The sequence below is a fragment of the Paenibacillus sp. 7516 genome (assembly GCF_002272715.1).
In the GTDB taxonomy this organism is placed as follows: domain Bacteria; phylum Bacillota; class Bacilli; order Paenibacillales; family Paenibacillaceae; genus Paenibacillus; species Paenibacillus illinoisensis_A.
Genome location: NZ_NPBI01000006.1, coordinates 141,121 through 161,088, shown reverse-complemented (window position 1 = coordinate 161,088; position 19,968 = coordinate 141,121). Strand labels below are relative to the sequence as shown.

Below are 19,968 nucleotides of genomic sequence, written 5' to 3'. Positions count from 1 at the left end.
TCATTTTATTTATATTTGTGTGTATTGTATCATGTTTATAGCAAAGCAGAAAAGAGAAGCAGTAACTAAACGTAGCGGATTCCACTGACACACCACGGTAAAGATTGGGAATCTGGAATACAAGTGGATAGGAGGAAGATGACATGAAAGCAAGAGCCTGGTTGTTTTTGATTTTGGCTAATTTATTTTGGGCAGGAAACCTGATGTTTGGAAAGGCCGTAACATCTGATTTTCCGCCGGTCTGGGCGTCTTTTCTAAGATGGGTGATTGCGGCTATTGTGTTGATTCCGCTCGCGCAGCTGGTGGAGAAACCAAACTGGCTGAAAGTATGGAAGAATAACTGGGGCATTCTGCTATTCTTATCCCTGGTAGGCGTTGTGTCCTACACACTTCTCACATATACGGCATTACAGCACACATCGTCTACAAACGGCAGCTTGATTAACAGTCTAACTCCAGCCGTGATGATCGTGTTGTCGCTGGTTTTCCTGAAAGAAAAAATAACAGGATGGCAGGGCGCAGGATTGGTATTATCGTTCCTCGGTGTCCTGACTGTGCTAACGAAAGGCCATTTACTTGGGTTATTCAGTACGCATTATAACCAAGGAGACGGGATTATGCTGGTGGCCGTATTTTTATGGGCGATCTATTCGATAGTGGGCAAAAGAGGACAGCATCTCCCGCCAATTACGTTCGTTGCTTTTACAGCATGTATTGGTGTTATATGTATGATTCCGTTGTTATTCTTCCAACCGCTGCATATGGAGAACATAACGACTTTCGGTATAAGCGGAATTATATATTTGGGATTATTCCCTTCCATCGGCTCATTTCTGTTCTGGAACCAGGGCGTCAAGGAGCTAGGGCCGGGTAAAGCCAGTATTACAATGAATTTGATGCCCATTTTCACTGCCATTCTATCCGTTATGATTGGTCAGGAACTGCTGATATCCCAAATCGTTGGCGGTATTATCGTCATTACGGGAATGTTGTTATCAGCAAACTTGATGCGCCGGAAAGCAACGTCCAGCGCATTTTGGAAACGTACAGGAAGGACCGCTTAATATCGTCATGGTTTACCTTCTTCAGACAAAAAAAATAGAGAAGACAGAGACTGTTGTCCCTGTCTTCTTTGCGTTTAACCTATTTTGCTGCCAAATTCATCTCGACGCACATTAGTATGAAGGCCCCGGCCCCGTGCAGATCGTTTTCACTGGTTGGCCGAGCGATATAGTGATCATAGTCGCCGATTCCCGTGCCAATACAGATATTACCGATGATAACGTTCCCGTTTTCGTCAAACTGTAGTGTATCAATAACGCCTTGGTAACCTTTCCATGCATACTGCAAATATTTAGGGTCCAGATAGCCGAATCGAACGGCTTTGGCAATGGCATGTGCAAAGAGAGCCGTACAGGAATTCTCATGCCAGTTATCCGGATGATCCCCTTTGTCGATGACTTGATACCATAATCCGGTGGCAGGATCCTGGTAATTTGTCAGAGCGATCAGCAGATCCTGTACGATCGTTACGAGTTTATCTTTGTCCGGATGATCCTCAGGCATGAATTCGAACATTTCAAGTAGTGCTACCGGGTACCAGCCAATGGCCCGGCCCCAGAATTCCGGAGCGAGGCCCGTAACAGGATCAGCCCATTTGGCTTCTTTTGTCTCATCCCATCCGTGGTAGAGCAGGCCAGTGACAGGGTCTTTAGTATGCTTCTCCATAAGCAGCGCCTGATAGGTCATCATATCAATGTAATCGCTCTCACCGAATATTTTGGCGAATTGCACCGCGATAGGCCCAGCCATATATAAACCGTCCAACCACATTTGGTTCGGATAATGTCCCTTATGCCAGAATCCACCGGAAGCATTTGTCGGCCAGGATTTCAGCAGAGGAACTAAGGTGTGAAGCGCCTTTTTGTACCGTTCATCTCCCGTCTGCTCGTAGAGAGTGAAGAGAAGTACACCGGGCTGGATGTCGTCGAGTTCGTCAGACTTATACTTTTTGATGCTGCCATCCTCCAGGATCTGACTATCGACCCAGCCTTTCATGTAATTATAGAGCTTTTGTTCACCGGTTTGTCGCCAACATTTCTCCATCCCGGATAAAAAGACACCCTGATGATAATGGAATCGGTCTGGCGGGAGATGTTCCGGCTCGAATGTATCCATAATTGCTTCACAGGCTTTTAACGCCCATTGAATTGGCGTCATGGTAGATGAAGTGGTTTGCATGTATCCTTCCTCCTTGGTTGGTTGTACTCCCATTTTACCAACAGATTATGTACATGATTTGCGGAATCTGCCTATTTCTTCTTATTTCTTGCGATATAATATAAACATCCAGGACGGAACGGAAGGGAGCACACACTTTAATGGGGAATCTTTACTTTGAAAATTCGGAGAGTACATTTCTGGTATCCCACCGAAAAGCATTAAGTCATCATATGCCGGTAAGCCATTTTCACAGCACATATGAAATCTATGTGTTGATGTCGGGGCAGCGGGAGTTTTTCATTCAGGACCGGACCATTACCATCGCGGAAGGTGACGTGGTTATTATTTCTCCGAACGTTCTGCATCGCACGACCAATGCGGAACGGCCAAAGCATGAGCGGCTTATTATTAATATGCATGCACAGTATTTTTCGGTGGACGGTTCCCATGAAGGAGTTCTTCAACCTTTACTTCAGCGGGATTATTTGATTTTGAAAGGTTCCCTGCGCAGTAGAGAGCTGATTGAAATGCAGACAAGAGCCATTATGCAGGAGATGAAGGAGCGCGGAAGCGGCTTCGAATTGTATGCCCAGACACTTGCTGTGCAGCTGCTTATCATGTGTTGTAGACAATTCAGGCAGCATGATGCGGAACCGCTGGCATCGCCAAGTCCCATGCATGAGCGTATTTCAGAAATTGTCCGTTATATTAACGACCATTACATGGAGGAACTGTCGCTTCATTTGCTGGCAGATAAATTCTATATCAGTCCTTATTATTTGAGTCGATCGTTCAAAGAAGCGACAGGATTCGCTTTTGTAGAATACGTCAATAGTGTACGAATCAAGGAGGCCAAAAAGCAGCTTGAGAGCTCAAAGCTCAAGGTCAATTTGATTGCGAGGAAGGTTGGATTCGGGAGTGTAACCCATTTCGGTCGGGTATTCAAAGCGGTCACAGGCCATTCGCCATTGCATTATCGAAGGAAAGGAGACTGAATTTCATGCATAAGCTTCGCTCTCTTATGGAACACTTCTGTAGTGCGAATAAACAGCACTGATTCCATTTTTGGGGAGGTGAGTTGTATGAGCAAACCGGATAACCGTGAAGACAACGTGCAGCATTTGCAAAATGCGGTTCAAAACACGATCGAAAATTACCGTGAAGCAGAGGATTATCTCGAAGAATTCGGTGATGAAATTCCGGCTCGGGAAAAAGGTCAGATTGAGGAAAAAAATGAGCGCCGTAAACATAGCATTTCCGGATTCCGTAAAGAAATTCAAGATGAATCCAAGCATCAGCAAAACTCATAATGTGGAGACTATTTCGTGTTGTAGGAGGGTTAGCAGATGACGTATCAGGATCCACAAGAACTTCTTAAACAAAAACACGAGCTGGACGAGCATAAAAGGCAGTTCACCAATTTTGCCCGAAGCGTTTCAGGTCAAGGCGAAGTAGAAGCCGGACAAGAATTCAGTCATGACCGGCAGGATGACGATCAAAACCGCATGAAATCTGTTGAGAACAAACGCGCTTAACGGATGAAACAAGCAAATAAGCTGATCCTTTATCGGATCGGCTTATTTGTTTCTTTACCTTTTTTAATCCCGGCTGTGACTCTCACCTGGATTTCCGTCAAGAATTGATCGGAAACGATGGTATCCCGATTATCAATTTCATAAATTTCAAAAGGATCTCCAGATATGCTCAGTCCTTGTTCGCTTGCATACGTAATCACGTCCAGCATTTTCTCGTGACTTTGATGATAATGACCCCGATAGTAGAGTGACAAATAATTACCAGCAGGCAGCGAATAATCAGGTTCAATCCGTTCTGCTTCATCCGAATTAAATATAAAGAACACGGAATTAAATACATCTTTAACACCGTGCTTCAAGTCTTCAAGAGAAACCGATGCCCCGTATAACTGATTTCCAAAATCCAACACGTGACTTTTATGTTTCTTGTGCAGCTTCTTAACCGCATAATCCATCTCCTCATCCCTGGTGATCCGTGTATTCAATTGAAGACAAGGTCTATCGGGGTAGGTTTTGATGGTAAAAACACCTGACTTGATCTGTCTCGCTTCGGTCAGTACCTTGATTCGGCTCTGAATGATCTGCTGGTTCATTTCAAGCTTGGCAACCTGCGCCTGGATCAGCTCTTGTTCCTTGAACAACAATTCAAGCGTATTTTCAACACTTTGATCATCCAGATACGCTTTGATCTGCTGCATGGTGAAGTCCAGCTGACGAAGGTCACGGATGATGTTCAGTTTATACATATCTTGAAGACGATAGAGGCGATAGCCGTTGCTATCCCGCGCAGGAGACAGTAATCCCAATTTCTCATAATAACGCAGCGCATCAACACCTATACCGTAGAGCTTTGCGATTTCATTAATTTTATAATCGTTTTTCATGGTTTTCCCTTCTATCTGCACTTATCTATTGAATGCGTACGCGTAAGAGTCGGAGACGCCGTACACTTCCTTATACAATACGTTTCGAACCATTTCAAACTCACTTGAATTCAAAGGGGCCGGATAACTCATGATCTGAAGAGGCAAGGCACGATGCCCTTCACGGAGAGCCGGCTGAACATACACATGATCTTCCAAGTGGAATCCCAGTCGTTTATAGAAACCGATTCTTCTGCGTTTCAGATCATCCTCAGGCAATTCAACTTCCAATACAACGGGTTTGTCCGACTTCTTAATGAAGCGTTCCATCATCCGTCTGCCTATGCCGCCACCGCGAATGGTTGGAGAGACGGCTATATTCTCAATATACCTGAATTTTTCGAACTCCCATCCTGCGAGGAAGCCAATCACTACATTCTGCTCGTTCTTCTCAGTAATTAGTCGATAACGTGGATTAGCCAGCAATCTCTTCTGGTGAGCGTATTCCCTGTACTCTGATTCGGGAAAAGACTGCTTCATAATTGCAAATACTTGATCAAATGGATTGATAAACATTATTATTCCCCCTGTTCGTGAAAAACCATATCTGCTATGGATCACGATAAACCCTGGTACAATACCAGAGTCAAGCCAGCTGGATTATCTGTTCTAAAGGGTATAATTCAAATCTATACATTAAATCGGCATCTGCATCCTCAAAATGAAACGACACTTTTTTTCGAGCGTATCAGTTGTTTGAAGGCGAAACACATTGTCTATCGAATGGAGAATGCCCATGAGCGAGATAAGGATGACTGACACTGGAAAATCCCCAAAAATGAATGCAACAGTAATGAAAGCGGTGGTCTACGATACCTATGGAATGCCAGAGGTCCTGCGAGTAGAAGAGGTAGATATTCCGACGCCGAAAGACAATGAAGTATTAATCGAGGTTCATGCGACTTCGGTTAATTCCTGGGATTGGGATCTCCTTCGCGGGAAACCATTTATGAACCGCATAGGTGCGTTTCGTCACCCGCGTTACCCGATTCTTGGTGCAGACATTGCAGGGAGGGTTATCATGGCTGGACCCGCTGCCAAACGATTCAAACCGGGCGATGAGGTGTTCGGAGATCTGTCCGGCTGTGGCTGGGGAGGATTCGCGGAGTATGTGTGTGCGAATGAGGAGGCGCTGACTCCCAAGCCAGCGGGAATCACTTATGTGCAGGCAGCATCCATTCCCCAAGCGGCCGTTCTAGCTCTGCAAGGAATTAGGAATCATAGGAAACTGTTAAAGGGAGAACATGTTCTAATTAATGGAGCTGGGGGCGGAGTTGGGACGTTCGCCATTCAATATGCCAAATTGCAGGGAGCAGAAGTAACCGCGGTTGATCGTGGTGATAAGCTGGATATGCTGCTTGAATTAGGCGCCGATCACGTCGTGGATTATACCAAAGAGGACTTCACAGCGGGTGGAGCAAGATATGATTTGATTCTTGATGTTGTCGGCAACCGTTCTGCCTTCGCGTTGAAGCGAGCGTTAGCGAAGGGAGGCACCTATGTCATGATCGGGGGCCCTATGCCGCATATCTTGCTTAACTTAGTATGGAGCCCGTTCGTTTCCTGGCTGGAAAAGAAGAAATTAACTCTTCTTATTCATAAACCGAACCATGAAGACCAGACCATCTGGAAGGAACTTGTTGAATCAGGACAGGTTACTCCACGTATTGGTCGGGAATATGCTTTGAGTGAAACATCTCAGGCCCTTCGTGACCTGGGAGAAGGTAAGGTAAACGGAAAAGCTGTTGTCTGCTTGAAGAAAATTAAAAATGATGATTAATGATGGCAGTATGCTGTCACAACGTTTTTTCAAAAGACAGGAAACACGCATTTTATGTTATTAGAAATTTTTCATCATAGTTAATAGCAGAGTAAGATGACCAAGTCGCGATTTCTGCGGCTTTTTTTAATTCTGAGGTACTGGTTTCGAATGTTTGAACGTGTACAAACAAATAAAAATTTGTATGTTGGGAGGATTTTAGCTGTATGGACAGGTTCATAGGGCTAAGCTGCTCTGGAGGAAACTTACCTGTTGCTAAAATGGCATTCTATTGTACAATATTTTCGCAACGATTAGTTTGAAGTTAAAGGTAAGTCTTGTATCTCAGGAGAGGTTGATGAAGTTTGATCAAACGAATTCAATTCGAACCCGGAACGTTCAGTCGGTGGCTGCACGGCATCTCATTTAAACAAAGAGTTCGATTCGCCTTCATAATTATGATAACGCTTGCAATAGGTTCGGTAGGCATGACGACGTATTGGATTGCTTCCAAGGAAATTCAAAAAAACGCATTTGAATCCAGCCAAGAGACGGTAAACAAAACGAACCAGATCTTGGACGATAAGCTGTCGGGAATCTCCAACTCGGTTCGTTCTCTTATGTTTAGTTATGCTTTTAAGGACATGATGCTGGATGTTCAGAGCAACGATATATCGAACTATTATGTGCACTTGTCCGAACTTCAGTATGTGTTCTCCCAAGTTTCCTTTAATGAACCACTAATCGACAGCATCCTCATTGCTACACCCATCGGAGACTTTTATCCAATATCGCAGCGGCGTACGCAAAACCATTCCTTCTATGAGTCCAGCATGTATTACGATGTAAAGGAAAACTACGGGGGGATATGGATTAAGGGGCACATTGACAAGTTTTTTACCGGAAACAATCGCGCACTATCCTTTGTAACGAAGGGAACACTAGATAACAATTCCAATACGAATGTGTTTATCGTCGTAAACGTGAACGAGAGCGGATTGATTGGTACGGTCAACAAACATTCCTTGAATGATGACAGTGACTATTTTGTCATTGATTCAAAAGGGGAGGAAGTAATTCGGACCGCTTGGTCCTCCAGCCATAATCTGATGAAGGACAGCATGCTTTTGATGAATTTATCCGAAGACACACAAGGTTCCTTTTTTCATGCATTCGACAATACCGATTATCTGGTGAATTATACCCGTTCTTCCATTATGGATGACTGGAGTTTGTTCGGTATTCAGCAAAAGGATAAACTGCTTGAGCAAATGAATAATGTCAAGCGAACCACCTTTTTTATTATGCTTTTCTTTTTACTTTTTACCTGGTTTTTATCCACCCGATTGACGGCACTCCTGTTAAATCCACTCTATAAGCTGCAGCGCCTCATGAAAGAGGTAGAAGATAATCGCTTAAATGTCCGCTTCAATAGCCGTTCTACGGATGAAGTAGCTCAAGTGGGTTACCAATTTAACCGAATGCTGGATGAGATCAATCGTCTCATCGACGATGTCAGACTCAGTGAATCCGGGAAAAGGAAGGCGGAGATGCGAGCGCTAACCGCGCAGATGGAACCTCACTTTTTATACAACACCCTTAACACCATATATTGCAAATCCATACTAGGTGAAAATGATGAGGTCAGCGAAATGATTATGTCCTTGTCCCACATGTTCCAGTTAGGTTTAAGCGGAGGGAAAGACTGGAACACACTTGAGGAAGAACTGCTTCATGTGAAACAATACTGCCTCCTTCAGCAAAAATGCTACGAGGGGATGTTTGACTTTGAAGTTACGGTGAATCACGATTCGCTATTAACGTCGCTCTTGCCGAAGATTTTGCTGCAACCCATTGTGGAAAACAGCATTCAACATGGCTTTAAGGATATAAGCTCAGGTGGCCGGATTCAAATGCATGTCACTCTCCAGGATCGTTTATTACATCTAATCATAGAGGATAACGGAACAGGAATGGATGTTGAGCAAGTAAGCAGGAGGATGCGGGAACCTCGGATCACCAACAAAGGATATGCCCTGAACAACATTGTGAACCGACTCAACCTTTTTTATGGAGAAAAAGCCGGAATTAAACTGACCAGTCTTCCTGGAAAAGGATCAAGAACGGAAATTTGGATGCCCATTCTAGACGGGGAGGTAGAAGCATGATCCTTGAACAGCAAATGGTAAAGCTCTGCATCATTGATGACATTCGAAGCGTGGTCGATATGATCGCACGAAAGCCTCCTTGGGAGGAGCATTCCATTGAGGTGGTTGGTACAGCACTGGATGGTGAGGAAGGGATTCGCCTTGTTCAGGAAAAGAGGCCCGAAATTGTGCTAACCGATATCCGTATGCCCAAAAAGGATGGTTTAGCCATGACTCAAGAAATTCTCGAAAAGTCTCCTTCGACCAAGATCGTTATCCTAAGTGCATATACGGATTTTTCATTTACGAGACAGGCCATTCGTTTAGGTGCATTTGACTTCGTGAAGAAGCCATTCTCGATCGACGAGATTGTCCAAGTCGTATTAAAGGCGAAGAAGGCTTATTTGGAGGAATGGCAGGAACATAGCAAAGTGTTGGAACTGAAGCAAAATATGATGCAAAGCCTGCCCGCTCTGCAGCAAGAGCACCTGTCTCTCTTGATTCATCATCGAACCAATGCAACGACTGCCTATCTCCGATGGCAAACTCTCGGCATTCAGCTTGATTCTAGGGACTTCAATCTCTTTATCGTGGAATTGGATCGTTTCATGGACAAATATAAACAGCAGCCTGCGCGGGAAGTAGAGCTCATCCGCTTCAGTCTGCGAAATGTTCTGGAGGAAACGATTCGAGGTTTCACGCGTGGTGTCGTTTTTGGCGAGGCATTAAACCGTTTTGTATGTCTTATCAATTGCAGGGACATCGAGCTGGCAGAACGGATATCGGAAGCGTGCCGAACAAACATGTATCAATTCACACATTCAACGATTTCCATTGGGGTTGGAACCTGTGTGGATGCGATTGATGAACTGCCTGATTCGTATCAAAAGGCATTAAATACGCTGGAGTATCAATTCTATACCCATGGCATGAATAGTTATATAAGCACTTCGGAGGAAGAGAAAACGCTCTTGAATTATACGGTTTCGACGGAACAGGAATTGCTATTCTCCTTGCGCTCCGGGCATCGCGAAAAGTGCCGGCTCATATTGGAGCGGATTTTTAATGATATATTACAGCGGGATCCCCTGCCCAAACCACAGCAAGTCGAAAACATATGCTATGAGCTATCCTCCAAAATCTGTAGGGTGATGTCGGAGCACTATCCACCGGATCGGGTAAAAAAGCTTGAAGATCAATGGAATGCAGTAAGGCGTTCAGGTCATGTTTCATTTCAATTGATGAGGGAGACGGTAAAGGGAATATGTCTTGAAGCTTGTTCATGGATTGAACATGAACGATCCGACGAATCCACGAAACTGATCTATCAGGCAAAAGAATATATTTGTGCACATCTGCATACGAACTTATCCCTTGATGTTTGTGCCAAGGAGTTTAATATCAGCCCCGGATATTTTTCGAATCTATTCAAAAAAGTACTGAATATATCCTTTCAACAATTCGTTGTTCACCAGCGGATGGAGAGAGCCAAAGAGATGCTGATCGACGATTATCAGGTTCAGGAGATCGCTCAAAGCCTTGGTTACGAGCATCGCCGTTATTTCAGTGAAATGTTTAAGAAGCATACCAATATGACTCCATCTGAGTTCAAACTGTATAGTACAGGGAAAATCAGTACGCCTGCCGACCTGGTCTAGAGTTGCTCATTATAGAATAAGCCTTGTTTCCGAACGATATTTGGATGCAGGGCTTGTTTTTTTGAATGATGGCACATTGATGAAGAAACCTGCCCTCGATGTGTGGTTACCCGCATTATGTAAGTGAAGAGCACCCCCTATACTAAAAGAGAAAGAACGAGATTGCAGATATGATGAGGAGGTTAGGTAGATGAAAATAAGCAAAAAAATTCTCATCTCGGCGATGTTTTTGGTGCTTACAGGCAGTTTGGCAGCTTGCAGCAGCCCAAAACCTTCGGAACAAGGATCGGGAACAGAAGCGGATGCCAAGACAAAAATCACATACTGGACGGGAGATCGCCATGATTCCGAGTATGTCAAAGAAACGATCAATACATTTAACCAAACGAATAAGGACAACATCGAGGTTGAGCTGGTCATCAAGGGAGATGATTTCGATCAGGCACTGGATATGTCCTACCAGACCTCAGAGCCGCCGGATATTATCCGCGTGAAGGAAAATACCATCCAGACGTTTTATAAAAAAGGATTTCTTGCCCCAATTGATGAGTTTTTGACGGACGAGATGAAGGAAAAGTTCCCGGTCATGGAGGACTTGAACAGTTTTGAAGGTAAACGCTATAGCCTGCCAAACTATGGCACGACGATGCGATTGATCTATAACAAAGAACTTTTTGACAAAGCAGGCATTAAGCAACCCCCCACCACTTTGGAGGAACTGGTCGAAACAGCTAAGAAAATAACCGAAGTGGGGAAGGCCAGTGGAGCCTATGGATTCGCTCAGAATTTCAAGAGTCCTTCGAGTGCATTTGGTCGCTCCGCGCGAGTGATCGCAGAGGTTAGCGGGTACGGGGGATTTGGATATGATTTTAAGACCGCACGCTACGATTTCAGCAGTTTTAAGCCCATTATAGAGGGTTTCAAAAAAATCAAAGATGATGGCAGCATGCTGCCGGGTGTGGAGTCGCTGGATATTGATCCACTGCGCGCACAATTCGCAGAAGGTAAAATTGGCATGTATTTATCCTTTTCCGCAGAGGCAGGAGTCTACCAATCGCAATTCCCGGCGAAGATTGACTGGGCCGCAGCACCCGTACCATCCATTAATGGACAATTCAATGGCGCCTCTGGTTTCTTGGGTGGGCAGTGGTTGGCCATTAGCTCTCAGTCTGAACATAAAGAAGCTGCCTGGAAATTTCTCACGTACATGTACGACGAATCCATCCTGAAACAGTACCAGGAAAAAGGATTTGGCATATCCATGGTTCCTTCCGTTAGTGCGGTTGCCGCCAAGCCGGAAGTGAAAGGAATTGACGGATTCCTTCCAAACCAATACGACGGTGTCTGGCCAGTATATCCGTCTGTAGCAGTTCAAGGCATGAAGTCGGATGATGCGTTTTTCAGTTATATGCTGAGTGGTGGCGATTTGGATTCCATCATTAGCGATTTGAACACTCGTTATAACGCCGCCTTGGATGCTGCCATCGCAAGCGGGGATGTGAAGGCGGAACCAATAGCAGATTTTAATCCTCTTGATCTTGCGGGGCAATATGCGAAGTAGAAGCAGACCGGGGATGGTGCTAATACCATCCTTATCTTTAAAAAAAAGCGAAGAAATACAGGGAGTTGAGAGGATATGAATAAAGCGAAGAATGCTGCCTTCTCATACAGTTTTCTTTTGCCTAGCTTTATTCTGACCATGGTTTTAGGCATTTACCCGATGGTATGGGCGCTGAGATATATGTTCTACGACTACAAAGGATTTGGCACTGAGCGATTTGTAGGTTTGGCCAACTTCAAACGCATTATGGGAGATCAGCAGTTCTGGGAGTCCGTTGCCAATACGTTCATATACGCCGGAGGCAAACTTCTGCTATCGATTCCGCTTGCCTTGATCCTGGCTGTGATTCTGAACTGGAATATCAAAGGAAAAAATCTGCTTAGAGCCATTTTCTTCATGCCGACGATTATAAGTACGGCGGTCATGGCAGTCGTTTTTTTTACAATCTTCAACTCGTATAATGGCATTCTGAATCAATTTCTGATGAAGTATCTTTTTATTCAAAATGCTGTCGACTGGCTCGGCGTGGATTATGCGATGCTGACCGTTATTCTTGTGGCGGTATGGGGAGCGATTGGAAATTACATGCTTTTATTTCTGGCGGGTCTCCAAAACATTCCCCAAGATGTGTACGAGAGCTCTGCACTAGATGGGGCTAACAAATTCCAGCAGTTCAGATACATCACCATTCCAATGCTTGGTCCTGTCATGCAGATGATTATCATGCTCGCCATCATTAATGCACTCAAAGGTTATGAAAGCATCATGGTCATGACCGATGGAGGTCCCATCGGGAAAACGAATGTCATGTTCCTCTACGTGTACAAATTGTTTTTCCCGCCGGCTGGCGGGGCTGCGGCAACGCAAATTCAGGAGTTTGGGTATGGGAGCGCCGTAGCCTTTGTTACGGCCGTGATTGTCGGCATGATTACAATACTTTATTTCTACGGCTCTCGTAGAATGAGTCAGAACGATTAAGGAGGAACGTTCATGAAGATCGCCTGGAATACCGCACTATGGACGTTTCTGATCGTCGTTGCATTCCTGACCCTGTTCCCTGTGGCAATCACCTTTCTCGGTTCTTTCAAAACCAATGCCGAGCTAACGGCCGGGGCCACATTTCTGCCGGCTGATTGGCAGTTTTCCAACTACCTTGAAGCATGGAAACAGGCGAATTTTTCAACGTATACGCTGAATAGCCTCTTCGTTGCAAGCGCCTCGACGCTCGGTACATTGCTCGTGGCTTCCATGGCAGCATACGTTGTGAACCGCATGGATTTTATCGGTAAAAAGATCTACGTCAGTCTTCAGGCATTTACGATGTTTGTGGCTATCGGCGCTGTCGTGCTTCGACCTCAATTTGACCTCATGGTTAAGCTCAATCTGCATGAGTCCCTGTGGGGAGTCATTCTGATTCTGATTAGCGCCCATGCTTCAGCCTTTTTTATTCTGCTTAGTTTCATGAACGGCATTCCCAGGGAGCTGGACGAAGCAGCTCGGATCGACGGCTGCTCACCGGGAAGGACTTTTTGGAGAATCATCATTCCCTTGCTAACGCCGGGGCTTGGTGTATGTGCGTTGTTTGCCTTCCGTGGGGCGTGGAACGAGTATCTGCTCCCGTTTGTATTTACGCTTAGCAAACCTGAATTGCAGACGTTGACCGTCGGTTTGGCCAATCTGAAATACGGGGTCGCCGCCGCTTCACAGACACACTTCATGATGGCTGGGGCGTGCCTCTCTATTCTGCCGATTCTAATCGCGTATATTTTTGCTAACAAATCCTTTATGCAAATGACCGCCGGTTCCTTGAAGGGCTAGCAGGAATCGATATAACCAGGAGGCATATGCCATGAATTCACTTCATATCGGAGATTTGACCTCAAGTTCTGTCATTCAACGTTATCCGGATAATCCGGTTCTGGATGCATCCCGGGTTCCATACCCGACTGCACTTGTATTTAATGCAGGCGTAACCAAATTCAACGGGACGTATGTGATGGTGTTTCGGAACGATTATGGCTCCACCGAACAGAAGACACTTGAACCACATCATACCACGGACCTTGGAGTCGCTTTCAGTACAGACGGTATCCATTGGGAAGTACGGCCTAAGCCTTGTTTTAAGCTGTACGATCAAGAGATCATTCGGGCATATGACCCGAGACTTACGGTACTAGACGGTCGTTGTTATATGTGTTTCGCCGTGGATACGAAGCATGGTATTCGTGGTGGGGTTGCTGTTACGGATGATTTTGAGAACTTCGAAATTTTGAGTCTATCCACGCCGGATTTGCGCAACATGGTATTATTTCCCGAGAAAATCGGTGGAAACTACGTGAGACTTGAACGCCCATTCACCGTGTACAGCCGAGGAGGAATGGATCGGTTTGATATGTGGATATCCGAATCTCCGGATTTGAAATATTGGGGCAACTCCGACTTGCTGCTGGCGGTTGAAGACGTCGCTTTTGCCAATGACAAGATCGGACCTGCCGCTCCACCAATCAAGACTAAGCATGGCTGGCTTACCACATTCCATGCCGTAGATATTGATCCAGCAAGGGGGAAGAATGGATGGGAATCATCCTGGAAGAAGCGGTATACGGCTGGCTTGATGCTGCTTGACTTGAATAATCCGAAGAAAATCATTGGCAGGGCCAAGGAACCCTTAATGGCGCCTGAAGTAAGTTACGAGATTGAGGGAGGGTTCCGAAATAACGTGATCTTTCCTGGCGGGATGATCCTTGAATCTGATGGTGAAGTGAAAATCTATTACGGCTCAGCAGATACGGTGGAATGTTTGGCCACGGCACATATCGATGATCTGATCAAGCTATGCCTAAACGATTAAAACGAGGTGGATAAACAATGACAATATGGAACCTGCTAAAGGATCCGCCTGCCCGTTATCGAACAAAACCATTCTGGTCATGGAATGACGATCTGAATAAGAACGAGCTTTTAAGGCAGATCGAAGAAATGCATGAGGCAGGCATTGGTGGTTTTTTTATTCACGCCCGAGGAGGCTTAACGGTACCATACATGGGTGAGGAGTGGATGGATTTAAACCAATTCTGTATCGAGAAATGCCAAGAACTCGGGATGGAGGTGTGGCTGTATGATGAAAATGGCTGGCCCAGCGGTTACGCAGATGGAAAGCTGCCTGCCCTCGGTCATCCCTATCAGCAAAAGCGTCTGTCATACGAGTGGGCACCCTTTAATCAAGAAGAAAATATGACGATTGCCAGCTATATTCAGATTGAAGATCGGCTGCATCTCCTTGATCAAGATGATCCACGCAGACCTGACTTTCGCGTGTATTACGAGGTCAATCCGTATTATATTGATACGCTAAGCAAGCATGTAGTGAGCACATTTATTGAGATGATTTACGATGCTTACTGGCTAAGGCTTGGGCCAAAATATGGTTCTGCAATCAAGGGAATATTCACGGATGAACCGCAGTTTGGTCGAGGTGATCTTCCGTGGTCACTGGAGCTTACGAATGTATTTGAGAGCCGTTACGGTTATTCGCTCCTTGAAGCTCTTCCAGGACTGTTTCTGGATACGGATAACTGTCGCAAAATGAGATATGATTATTGGTCTTGCGTTACCACAATGTTCACAGAAGCCTATGCCAAGCAGGTGGGTGCATGGTGCGGGGAGAGGGGCTGGATGTCTGTTGGTCACGTTGTAGACGAACAAACACTTATGAGTCAAGTTACCTCGGTAGGCGATCCTCTTTGCTTTTATGAGTATCTGCATATTCCTGGCTGTGACTGGCTGGGCCGAACTGTTGGCGAAGATCCGCTGGTTCCCAAGCAGGTCAGCTCTGTTGTGCGTCAACTCGGCCAAAAACAGGCCATCACTGAAAGTTACGGCTGTACGGGGTGGAATATCAGCTTTCGGGATCTGAAACGAATCGGAGAGTGGCAATTTGTTCATGGAATAAATCTCATGTGCCAGCACTTGCAGGCATATTCGCTAAGAGGTCTGCGAAAGCGGGATTATCCGCCTTCTCTTTTCTATCAGCAGCCCTGGTGGGAACACTATCATCGCTTTAACGATTACTTTGCCCGGTTATCGATGCTTCTGGTGGAAGGCTCCAGGCAAGCGGAGGTATTGCTGCTGCATCCTATCACAACCGCCTGGGTAGAACAACAGGGTTCAGATCCAGCAGGGATAGAGCCGTATCATCAATCGTTTGCGCAGCTGTCTCGCTGGTTGTGTCAATCGTTCATTGAACATGATTACGGAAGTGAAGGGATGTTGGAGCGACATGGAAATGTCGATGGTGGACAGTTCGTTGTAGGGGGAGCCCGCTACTCGGTTGTAGTCATACCTCCATGCGCCACATTAAGCAGCAGGACAGTCCGTTTGCTTCATCAGTTTATCCTCCAAGGAGGGATGTTAATTGCACTTGAGCCTTATCCGCATTTGATTGATGGACAACAGAATGAAGAGATCGATCGTTTGATCCATGCTGCCCTCAAACCCGCCCATACCCGTTTATCCATAGCCAAAATGATATCCGGTCAGGTTGCGCCGTCGATCTCAGTACATGACAGGTTGGGAAATCCTATTGTATCCGATATGGTTAACGTCCAGATACTTAAGCTTGACGACGCTTACCTTTACTATTTGGTGAATTCAGGTGACGAGTCATATTCGGATATTGAACTAACCATTCATCAAAAGGGGAAGCTTTGTCTTATTGATTTGGAAAGCGGTGACCTCAAATCAGTGAACCAAAGAACAGTTGATGGCGGCACGCGTGTTGCATTGACGCTGTATCCTGCTCAATCCTATATGTTCCGGCTTACACAGCGTGATGTGAAAAGTCATTCGGATCCAATAAATCTGCTTCAAACGGATCTAAGCAATAGTCATATTTATCATCTGGATAACCAGTGGAAAATCGAGCAAATCGATGTGAATAGCATCACGCTGGATACCTGCAGGTATCGCGTGAAGAATGGAGAATGGTCTGCGGAAATGCCCCTTATTTTTATTCAGGAAAAGCTGCTGCAGATCGGTACCCCCGTTCATATCGAGTTGGAATTCAGCATTAACCTTGCATTCGAACCTGCTGACGGACAAGAGATGTATTTAGTCGTGGAAAACCCGGAGAAATTGCAAATTGTTGTGAATGAAATAGATGTTGAATCAACCAGCTCCGGTTGGTGGAGAGATATCTCTTTCCAAAAGATAAATATCGGGGGATGCCTTGTTAAAGGACATAACAAGATCAGGTTCAGCCTGTACTTCTGGAATACACCTGAAACGTATGCGGCGATGGCCCGGGCAAACCAATTTGAATCCGAAGCGAATAAACTTACATTGGATACGGAACTTGAAAGCATATATATTATCGGTGATTTTGCTGTCATTTCCCAATCTGGTTATGTAGGTCATGAACATGGAGTGAGATGTACGGAGAGACCGTTTATACTCGCCGATTCTCAGCAAACATGCTCGCTCGAAGACGATTTGGTAAGTCAGGGGTTACCGTTCTTCGCAGGAAGCATTAGAGTTGCGCAGACGATCCAAATACAATTCGATGATGGAGATTCCTGGCTTTGGGATTTTGGTTCACAACCAAATGCTACAGTCACCAGGTTAAGGATAAATGGTGTAGAGATTCGTGTTTTCTTATGGGAGCCTTTTGTTTCCAATATCACCGAATTTCTTAGACCAGGAGAAAATCACATTGAGCTCGAATTGACCGGAAGCTGCAGGAACTTGCTCGGGCCACATCATCATATTAAAGGGGAGCCAATTAAAGTAGGTCCAGACAGCTTTAAGGATAAGCCGGGATGGACGGATAAGGATCTGGATCCGAACACTTTCATTTACCAGGAGCGTTATGCTTTTGTGCCCTTTGGACTCTCTTCCACTCCCAGATTGGTTCGTATTCCTGGATGATTAGAACGAGGGGAATTTTGCTGAAGAACTATTGTATACGCTTTCTAAGGTGATGAAATGACTGGAGGCGATATGAAATGGCATGGGTTAGAACGCATTTTCGTGCAACCATTATGCTTACTATTGTTTTTGCTTTACTGCTGACACCCTATTCGAATTCTCACATTAATGCATTGGAGAGTGGAGAACAGCATCTTCAGGGGAGTCCAGCGACAATTACAACCTACGAGCCATCGGTCCGGTATGCACGTTCCGTGAATTACACGCTTAAGGCAAACGGAGTGCCTGTTCCTGTAGTGAAGGGGTTTAGCGATTATGACTATGCGCATTTTTCGATGTCAGAAGGCCCTGTCACTTACGAATTAACAATCCTGAACACGGACAAGGTGCATGAATATTCGATTAGTCCGAAGAAACTCGGAATTCAAGCCGACAAGATCGAGGGCAGAACCATCACTTTCACGACTCAATCTGACGAATACCTTATCGTAATGATGAATAATCGCAAGACCCGCATGGTGATCGCTGCAGATCCACTCGAAACGGATGTCCCTGCTTCAAGTGGCGAGGGAATCTTTAATATCGGAGCGGCGCCGTATCATGTGGCATCCTCAGGTTCGTCAGCCACTGGAGTTTCAGCAAGGACTCAGGCCATTCAACAGGCCATCGAAGATGCCAGCCATTACGGAACTTTAAAAGGCGGAGGGGCCCAAGGGATAGTTTATGTACCTGCAGGAACTTATTCGATTGGCAACCTGGTCTTAAAAAGTAATACGGCGATCTATATGGCACCCGGGGCCACCTTGGTAGGCACGGGCAAAACTTCAGATTATACGGAGCACTGGTTCAAGGATTCGATGGGGCGACCGGCAACCTGGTGGATCTCCACAGCCTTCCAATCCGAGAACATTAAAATATATGGACGAGGTACAATTGACGGCAATGGGCAAGCGCTGCATGATGACAAAAGTACCAACGGAAAAGGAATGATTAATAACCTGGTTGTTCCAATCGATACGACCCACTTTGAGATGGAAGGCATTGTCGTCCGAGAGTCGGCGGGATGGGCTGTGGTTACGGTGCGTTCAGATGATCTTGTCTTCCGAAATCTAAAGCTTTTTAACAGTTTGGGCATGGGTGAGAACGATGGTATCGATATTTGTGAATCTCAAGATGTCATTGTACAGAATGCCATTGGTATCTCGCTTGATGATCCCTTCTCTACAAAATCATGGAAATCGGATACGGATATCGCTTCCGGAAGAGTGCCATGGCCGGGTAATCCTGAGCCTGTTCGCAATGTGCTATTCGAGGACACGATTGCTTGGACGTTGTGCTATGGATATAAGGTTGGTCAAGGCGTTATGCAAAATCAGTCCAATATCGTATTTCGCAATGGCGTTGTTTATAAAGCAGCAGTCGGGTTCGCAATCCATCACAAGTACGGCACCGGTACGGTGAGCGATGTTCGATTTGAATCCATGGATGTGGAAGACATTAGCGGGAAGAACGAAGACAATAGTGCCTGGATGACCCTATTTACGGTGAATGCTGGAAATAACGGTGTTGGGCCCATCAGTGATATCAAGATTAAGGATATCTCGGTACGTGACGCTGGCGAAAGTTTTGCGAAAATGAAAGGCATGGAAGGTGCCAAGATCACGGATGTGACCTTTGAAAATATATATATGCCCGGAGCAAGTCAGCCGGCCACTACACTTCACGAGATGAACTTTTTGAGCAAGGAACATTACGATGATATTACAATCAGGCCTGTTCAAGATGAGGAACCACTGCCCAGAATTAACTTGGCGCTTCATCGTCCCGCAGTAGCTTCATCTCGTGATGGAGTTGAAGATACCGCCCCATACGTAAATGATGGGAATTTTACTACCCGCTTTGGGTCAAAACGGGGAGTGGATCCAGGTTGGGTATATGTGGATTTAGGCGAGAGTAAAACGATAGATGAAGTGAGGTTGTATTGGGAAACTGCTTATGGCAAGAGTTATCGAATACAGGTTACCGAAGATCCGAGTCAAGAGGGGAATTGGCGAGATGTATACAGTACCACAACAGGTCAGGGTGGTATAGAGACTATAACCTTTGACGAAGTTCAAGCACGGTATGTTCGAATGTATGGAACCGTTCGGGCAACCATATACGGATATTCGATCTGGGAGTTTGAGGTTTACGGTCCCGAGTAGATCCACTAGCATTTGCGGCAGTCTCTATCATTG

The 19,968-nt window shown here is 45.5% G+C and carries 16 protein-coding genes; 13 read left to right on the top strand and 3 right to left on the bottom strand.

The features are described 5' to 3' along the window. The first annotated feature begins 143 nt into the window (after positions 1–143). Complete coding sequence (locus CHI14_RS04150; protein WP_095287160.1) at positions 144–1,064, top strand: DMT family transporter; 921 nt, start codon at positions 144–146, stop codon at positions 1,062–1,064. 79 nt (positions 1,065–1,143) lie between these two features. On the opposite strand, the gene CHI14_RS04145 is transcribed toward CHI14_RS04150, so the two are convergent. After that, positions 1,144–2,241 (bottom strand): glycoside hydrolase family 88/105 protein, encoded by a 1,098-nt coding sequence (locus tag CHI14_RS04145; protein ID WP_095287159.1) that lies wholly within the window; start codon positions 2,239–2,241, stop codon positions 1,144–1,146. 140 nt (positions 2,242–2,381) lie between these two features. Here CHI14_RS04145 and CHI14_RS04140 point away from each other — a divergent pair, with 140 nt between their 5' ends. From CHI14_RS04140 to CHI14_RS04130, 3 genes are all read left to right on the top strand, one after another. Next, entirely contained in the window at positions 2,382–3,218 is an 837-nt protein-coding gene (locus tag CHI14_RS04140; protein WP_095287158.1) for an AraC family transcriptional regulator, read from the top strand. Positions 3,219–3,305: 87 nt separating this feature from the next. Next, entirely contained in the window at positions 3,306–3,533 is a 228-nt protein-coding gene (gene tlp, locus CHI14_RS04135) for a small acid-soluble spore protein Tlp (RefSeq protein WP_095287157.1), read from the top strand. Between the two features lie 36 nt (positions 3,534–3,569). Then, a complete protein-coding gene (locus tag CHI14_RS04130) occupies positions 3,570–3,758 on the top strand; it encodes a hypothetical protein (protein WP_095287156.1) in 189 nt (62 codons plus the stop codon). Positions 3,759–3,787: 29 nt separating this feature from the next. On the opposite strand, the gene CHI14_RS04125 is transcribed toward CHI14_RS04130, so the two are convergent. Further along, positions 3,788–4,642, bottom strand: a complete 855-nt coding sequence (locus CHI14_RS04125; RefSeq protein ID WP_095287155.1) for a MerR family transcriptional regulator — start codon at positions 4,640–4,642, stop codon at positions 3,788–3,790. A gap of 21 nt (positions 4,643–4,663) precedes the next feature. Beyond that, on the bottom strand, positions 4,664–5,197 hold the full coding sequence (locus CHI14_RS04120; protein WP_095287154.1) for a GNAT family N-acetyltransferase: 534 nt from the start codon (positions 5,195–5,197) through the stop codon (positions 4,664–4,666). A 220-nt stretch (positions 5,198–5,417) separates the two neighbouring features. On the opposite strand from CHI14_RS04120, the gene CHI14_RS04115 reads away from it, so the two are divergent. The 9 genes from CHI14_RS04115 to CHI14_RS04075 all read left to right on the top strand — a co-directional run bounded on the left by CHI14_RS04115 (position 5,418) and on the right by CHI14_RS04075 (position 19,935). Next, a complete protein-coding gene (locus CHI14_RS04115) occupies positions 5,418–6,461 on the top strand; it encodes an NAD(P)-dependent alcohol dehydrogenase (protein WP_249280993.1) in 1,044 nt (347 codons plus the stop codon). 344 nt (positions 6,462–6,805) lie between these two features. After that, positions 6,806–8,608, top strand: coding sequence for a sensor histidine kinase (locus CHI14_RS04110; protein WP_095287153.1), 1,803 nt, complete (start codon positions 6,806–6,808; stop codon positions 8,606–8,608). After that, positions 8,605–10,245: a response regulator transcription factor gene (locus CHI14_RS04105; protein WP_095287152.1), complete on the top strand. Its 1,641-nt coding sequence runs from the start codon at positions 8,605–8,607 to the stop codon at positions 10,243–10,245. Before CHI14_RS04110 ends, CHI14_RS04105 begins: the two co-directional genes overlap by 4 nt. Before the next feature lie 190 nt (positions 10,246–10,435). Further along, a complete protein-coding gene (locus CHI14_RS04100) occupies positions 10,436–11,806 on the top strand; it encodes an ABC transporter substrate-binding protein (RefSeq protein ID WP_095287151.1) in 1,371 nt (456 codons plus the stop codon). 75 nt (positions 11,807–11,881) lie between these two features. Then, the gene (locus CHI14_RS04095; protein ID WP_095287150.1) at positions 11,882–12,784 is read left to right on the top strand and encodes a carbohydrate ABC transporter permease; all 903 of its coding nucleotides are present in this window, start codon (positions 11,882–11,884) and stop codon (positions 12,782–12,784) included. A 12-nt stretch (positions 12,785–12,796) separates the two neighbouring features. Beyond that, positions 12,797–13,624, top strand: coding sequence for a carbohydrate ABC transporter permease (locus CHI14_RS04090; RefSeq protein WP_095287149.1), 828 nt, complete (start codon positions 12,797–12,799; stop codon positions 13,622–13,624). 31 nt (positions 13,625–13,655) lie between these two features. Next, positions 13,656–14,657, top strand: coding sequence for a glycoside hydrolase family 130 protein (locus CHI14_RS04085; protein WP_095287148.1), 1,002 nt, complete (start codon positions 13,656–13,658; stop codon positions 14,655–14,657). 17 nt (positions 14,658–14,674) lie between these two features. Further along, complete coding sequence (locus CHI14_RS04080) at positions 14,675–17,731, top strand: glycosyl hydrolase (RefSeq protein ID WP_095287147.1); 3,057 nt, start codon at positions 14,675–14,677, stop codon at positions 17,729–17,731. A gap of 77 nt (positions 17,732–17,808) precedes the next feature. Further along, positions 17,809–19,935 carry a galactose-binding domain-containing protein gene (locus CHI14_RS04075; RefSeq protein WP_095287146.1) on the top strand — a complete coding sequence of 709 codons (2,127 nt, stop codon included), beginning with the start codon at positions 17,809–17,811 and terminating at the stop codon, positions 19,933–19,935. Positions 19,936–19,968: the final 33 nt, after the last annotated feature.

Excerpts from the sequence above, each read along its gene's own strand:
- CHI14_RS04100 (WP_095287151.1), top strand. The coding sequence starts at position 10,436 with ATGAAAATAAGCAAAAAAATTCTCATCTCGGCGATGTTTTTGGTGCTT.
- CHI14_RS04120 (WP_095287154.1), bottom strand. The coding sequence starts at position 5,197 with ATGTTTATCAATCCATTTGATCAAGTATTTGCAATTATGAAGCAGTCT.
- CHI14_RS04140 (WP_095287158.1), top strand. The coding sequence starts at position 2,382 with ATGGGGAATCTTTACTTTGAAAATTCGGAGAGTACATTTCTGGTATCC.
- CHI14_RS04075 (WP_095287146.1), top strand. The coding sequence starts at position 17,809 with ATGGCATGGGTTAGAACGCATTTTCGTGCAACCATTATGCTTACTATT.
- CHI14_RS04105 (WP_095287152.1), top strand. The coding sequence starts at position 8,605 with ATGATCCTTGAACAGCAAATGGTAAAGCTCTGCATCATTGATGACATT.
- CHI14_RS04145 (WP_095287159.1), bottom strand. The coding sequence starts at position 2,241 with ATGCAAACCACTTCATCTACCATGACGCCAATTCAATGGGCGTTAAAA.
- tlp (WP_095287157.1), top strand. The coding sequence starts at position 3,306 with ATGAGCAAACCGGATAACCGTGAAGACAACGTGCAGCATTTGCAAAAT.
- CHI14_RS04130 (WP_095287156.1), top strand. The coding sequence starts at position 3,570 with ATGACGTATCAGGATCCACAAGAACTTCTTAAACAAAAACACGAGCTG.
- CHI14_RS04080 (WP_095287147.1), top strand. The coding sequence starts at position 14,675 with ATGACAATATGGAACCTGCTAAAGGATCCGCCTGCCCGTTATCGAACA.
- CHI14_RS04090 (WP_095287149.1), top strand. The coding sequence starts at position 12,797 with ATGAAGATCGCCTGGAATACCGCACTATGGACGTTTCTGATCGTCGTT.
- CHI14_RS04095 (WP_095287150.1), top strand. The coding sequence starts at position 11,882 with ATGAATAAAGCGAAGAATGCTGCCTTCTCATACAGTTTTCTTTTGCCT.
- CHI14_RS04115 (WP_249280993.1), top strand. The coding sequence starts at position 5,418 with ATGAGCGAGATAAGGATGACTGACACTGGAAAATCCCCAAAAATGAAT.
- CHI14_RS04085 (WP_095287148.1), top strand. The coding sequence starts at position 13,656 with ATGAATTCACTTCATATCGGAGATTTGACCTCAAGTTCTGTCATTCAA.
- CHI14_RS04150 (WP_095287160.1), top strand. The coding sequence starts at position 144 with ATGAAAGCAAGAGCCTGGTTGTTTTTGATTTTGGCTAATTTATTTTGG.
- CHI14_RS04125 (WP_095287155.1), bottom strand. The coding sequence starts at position 4,642 with ATGAAAAACGATTATAAAATTAATGAAATCGCAAAGCTCTACGGTATA.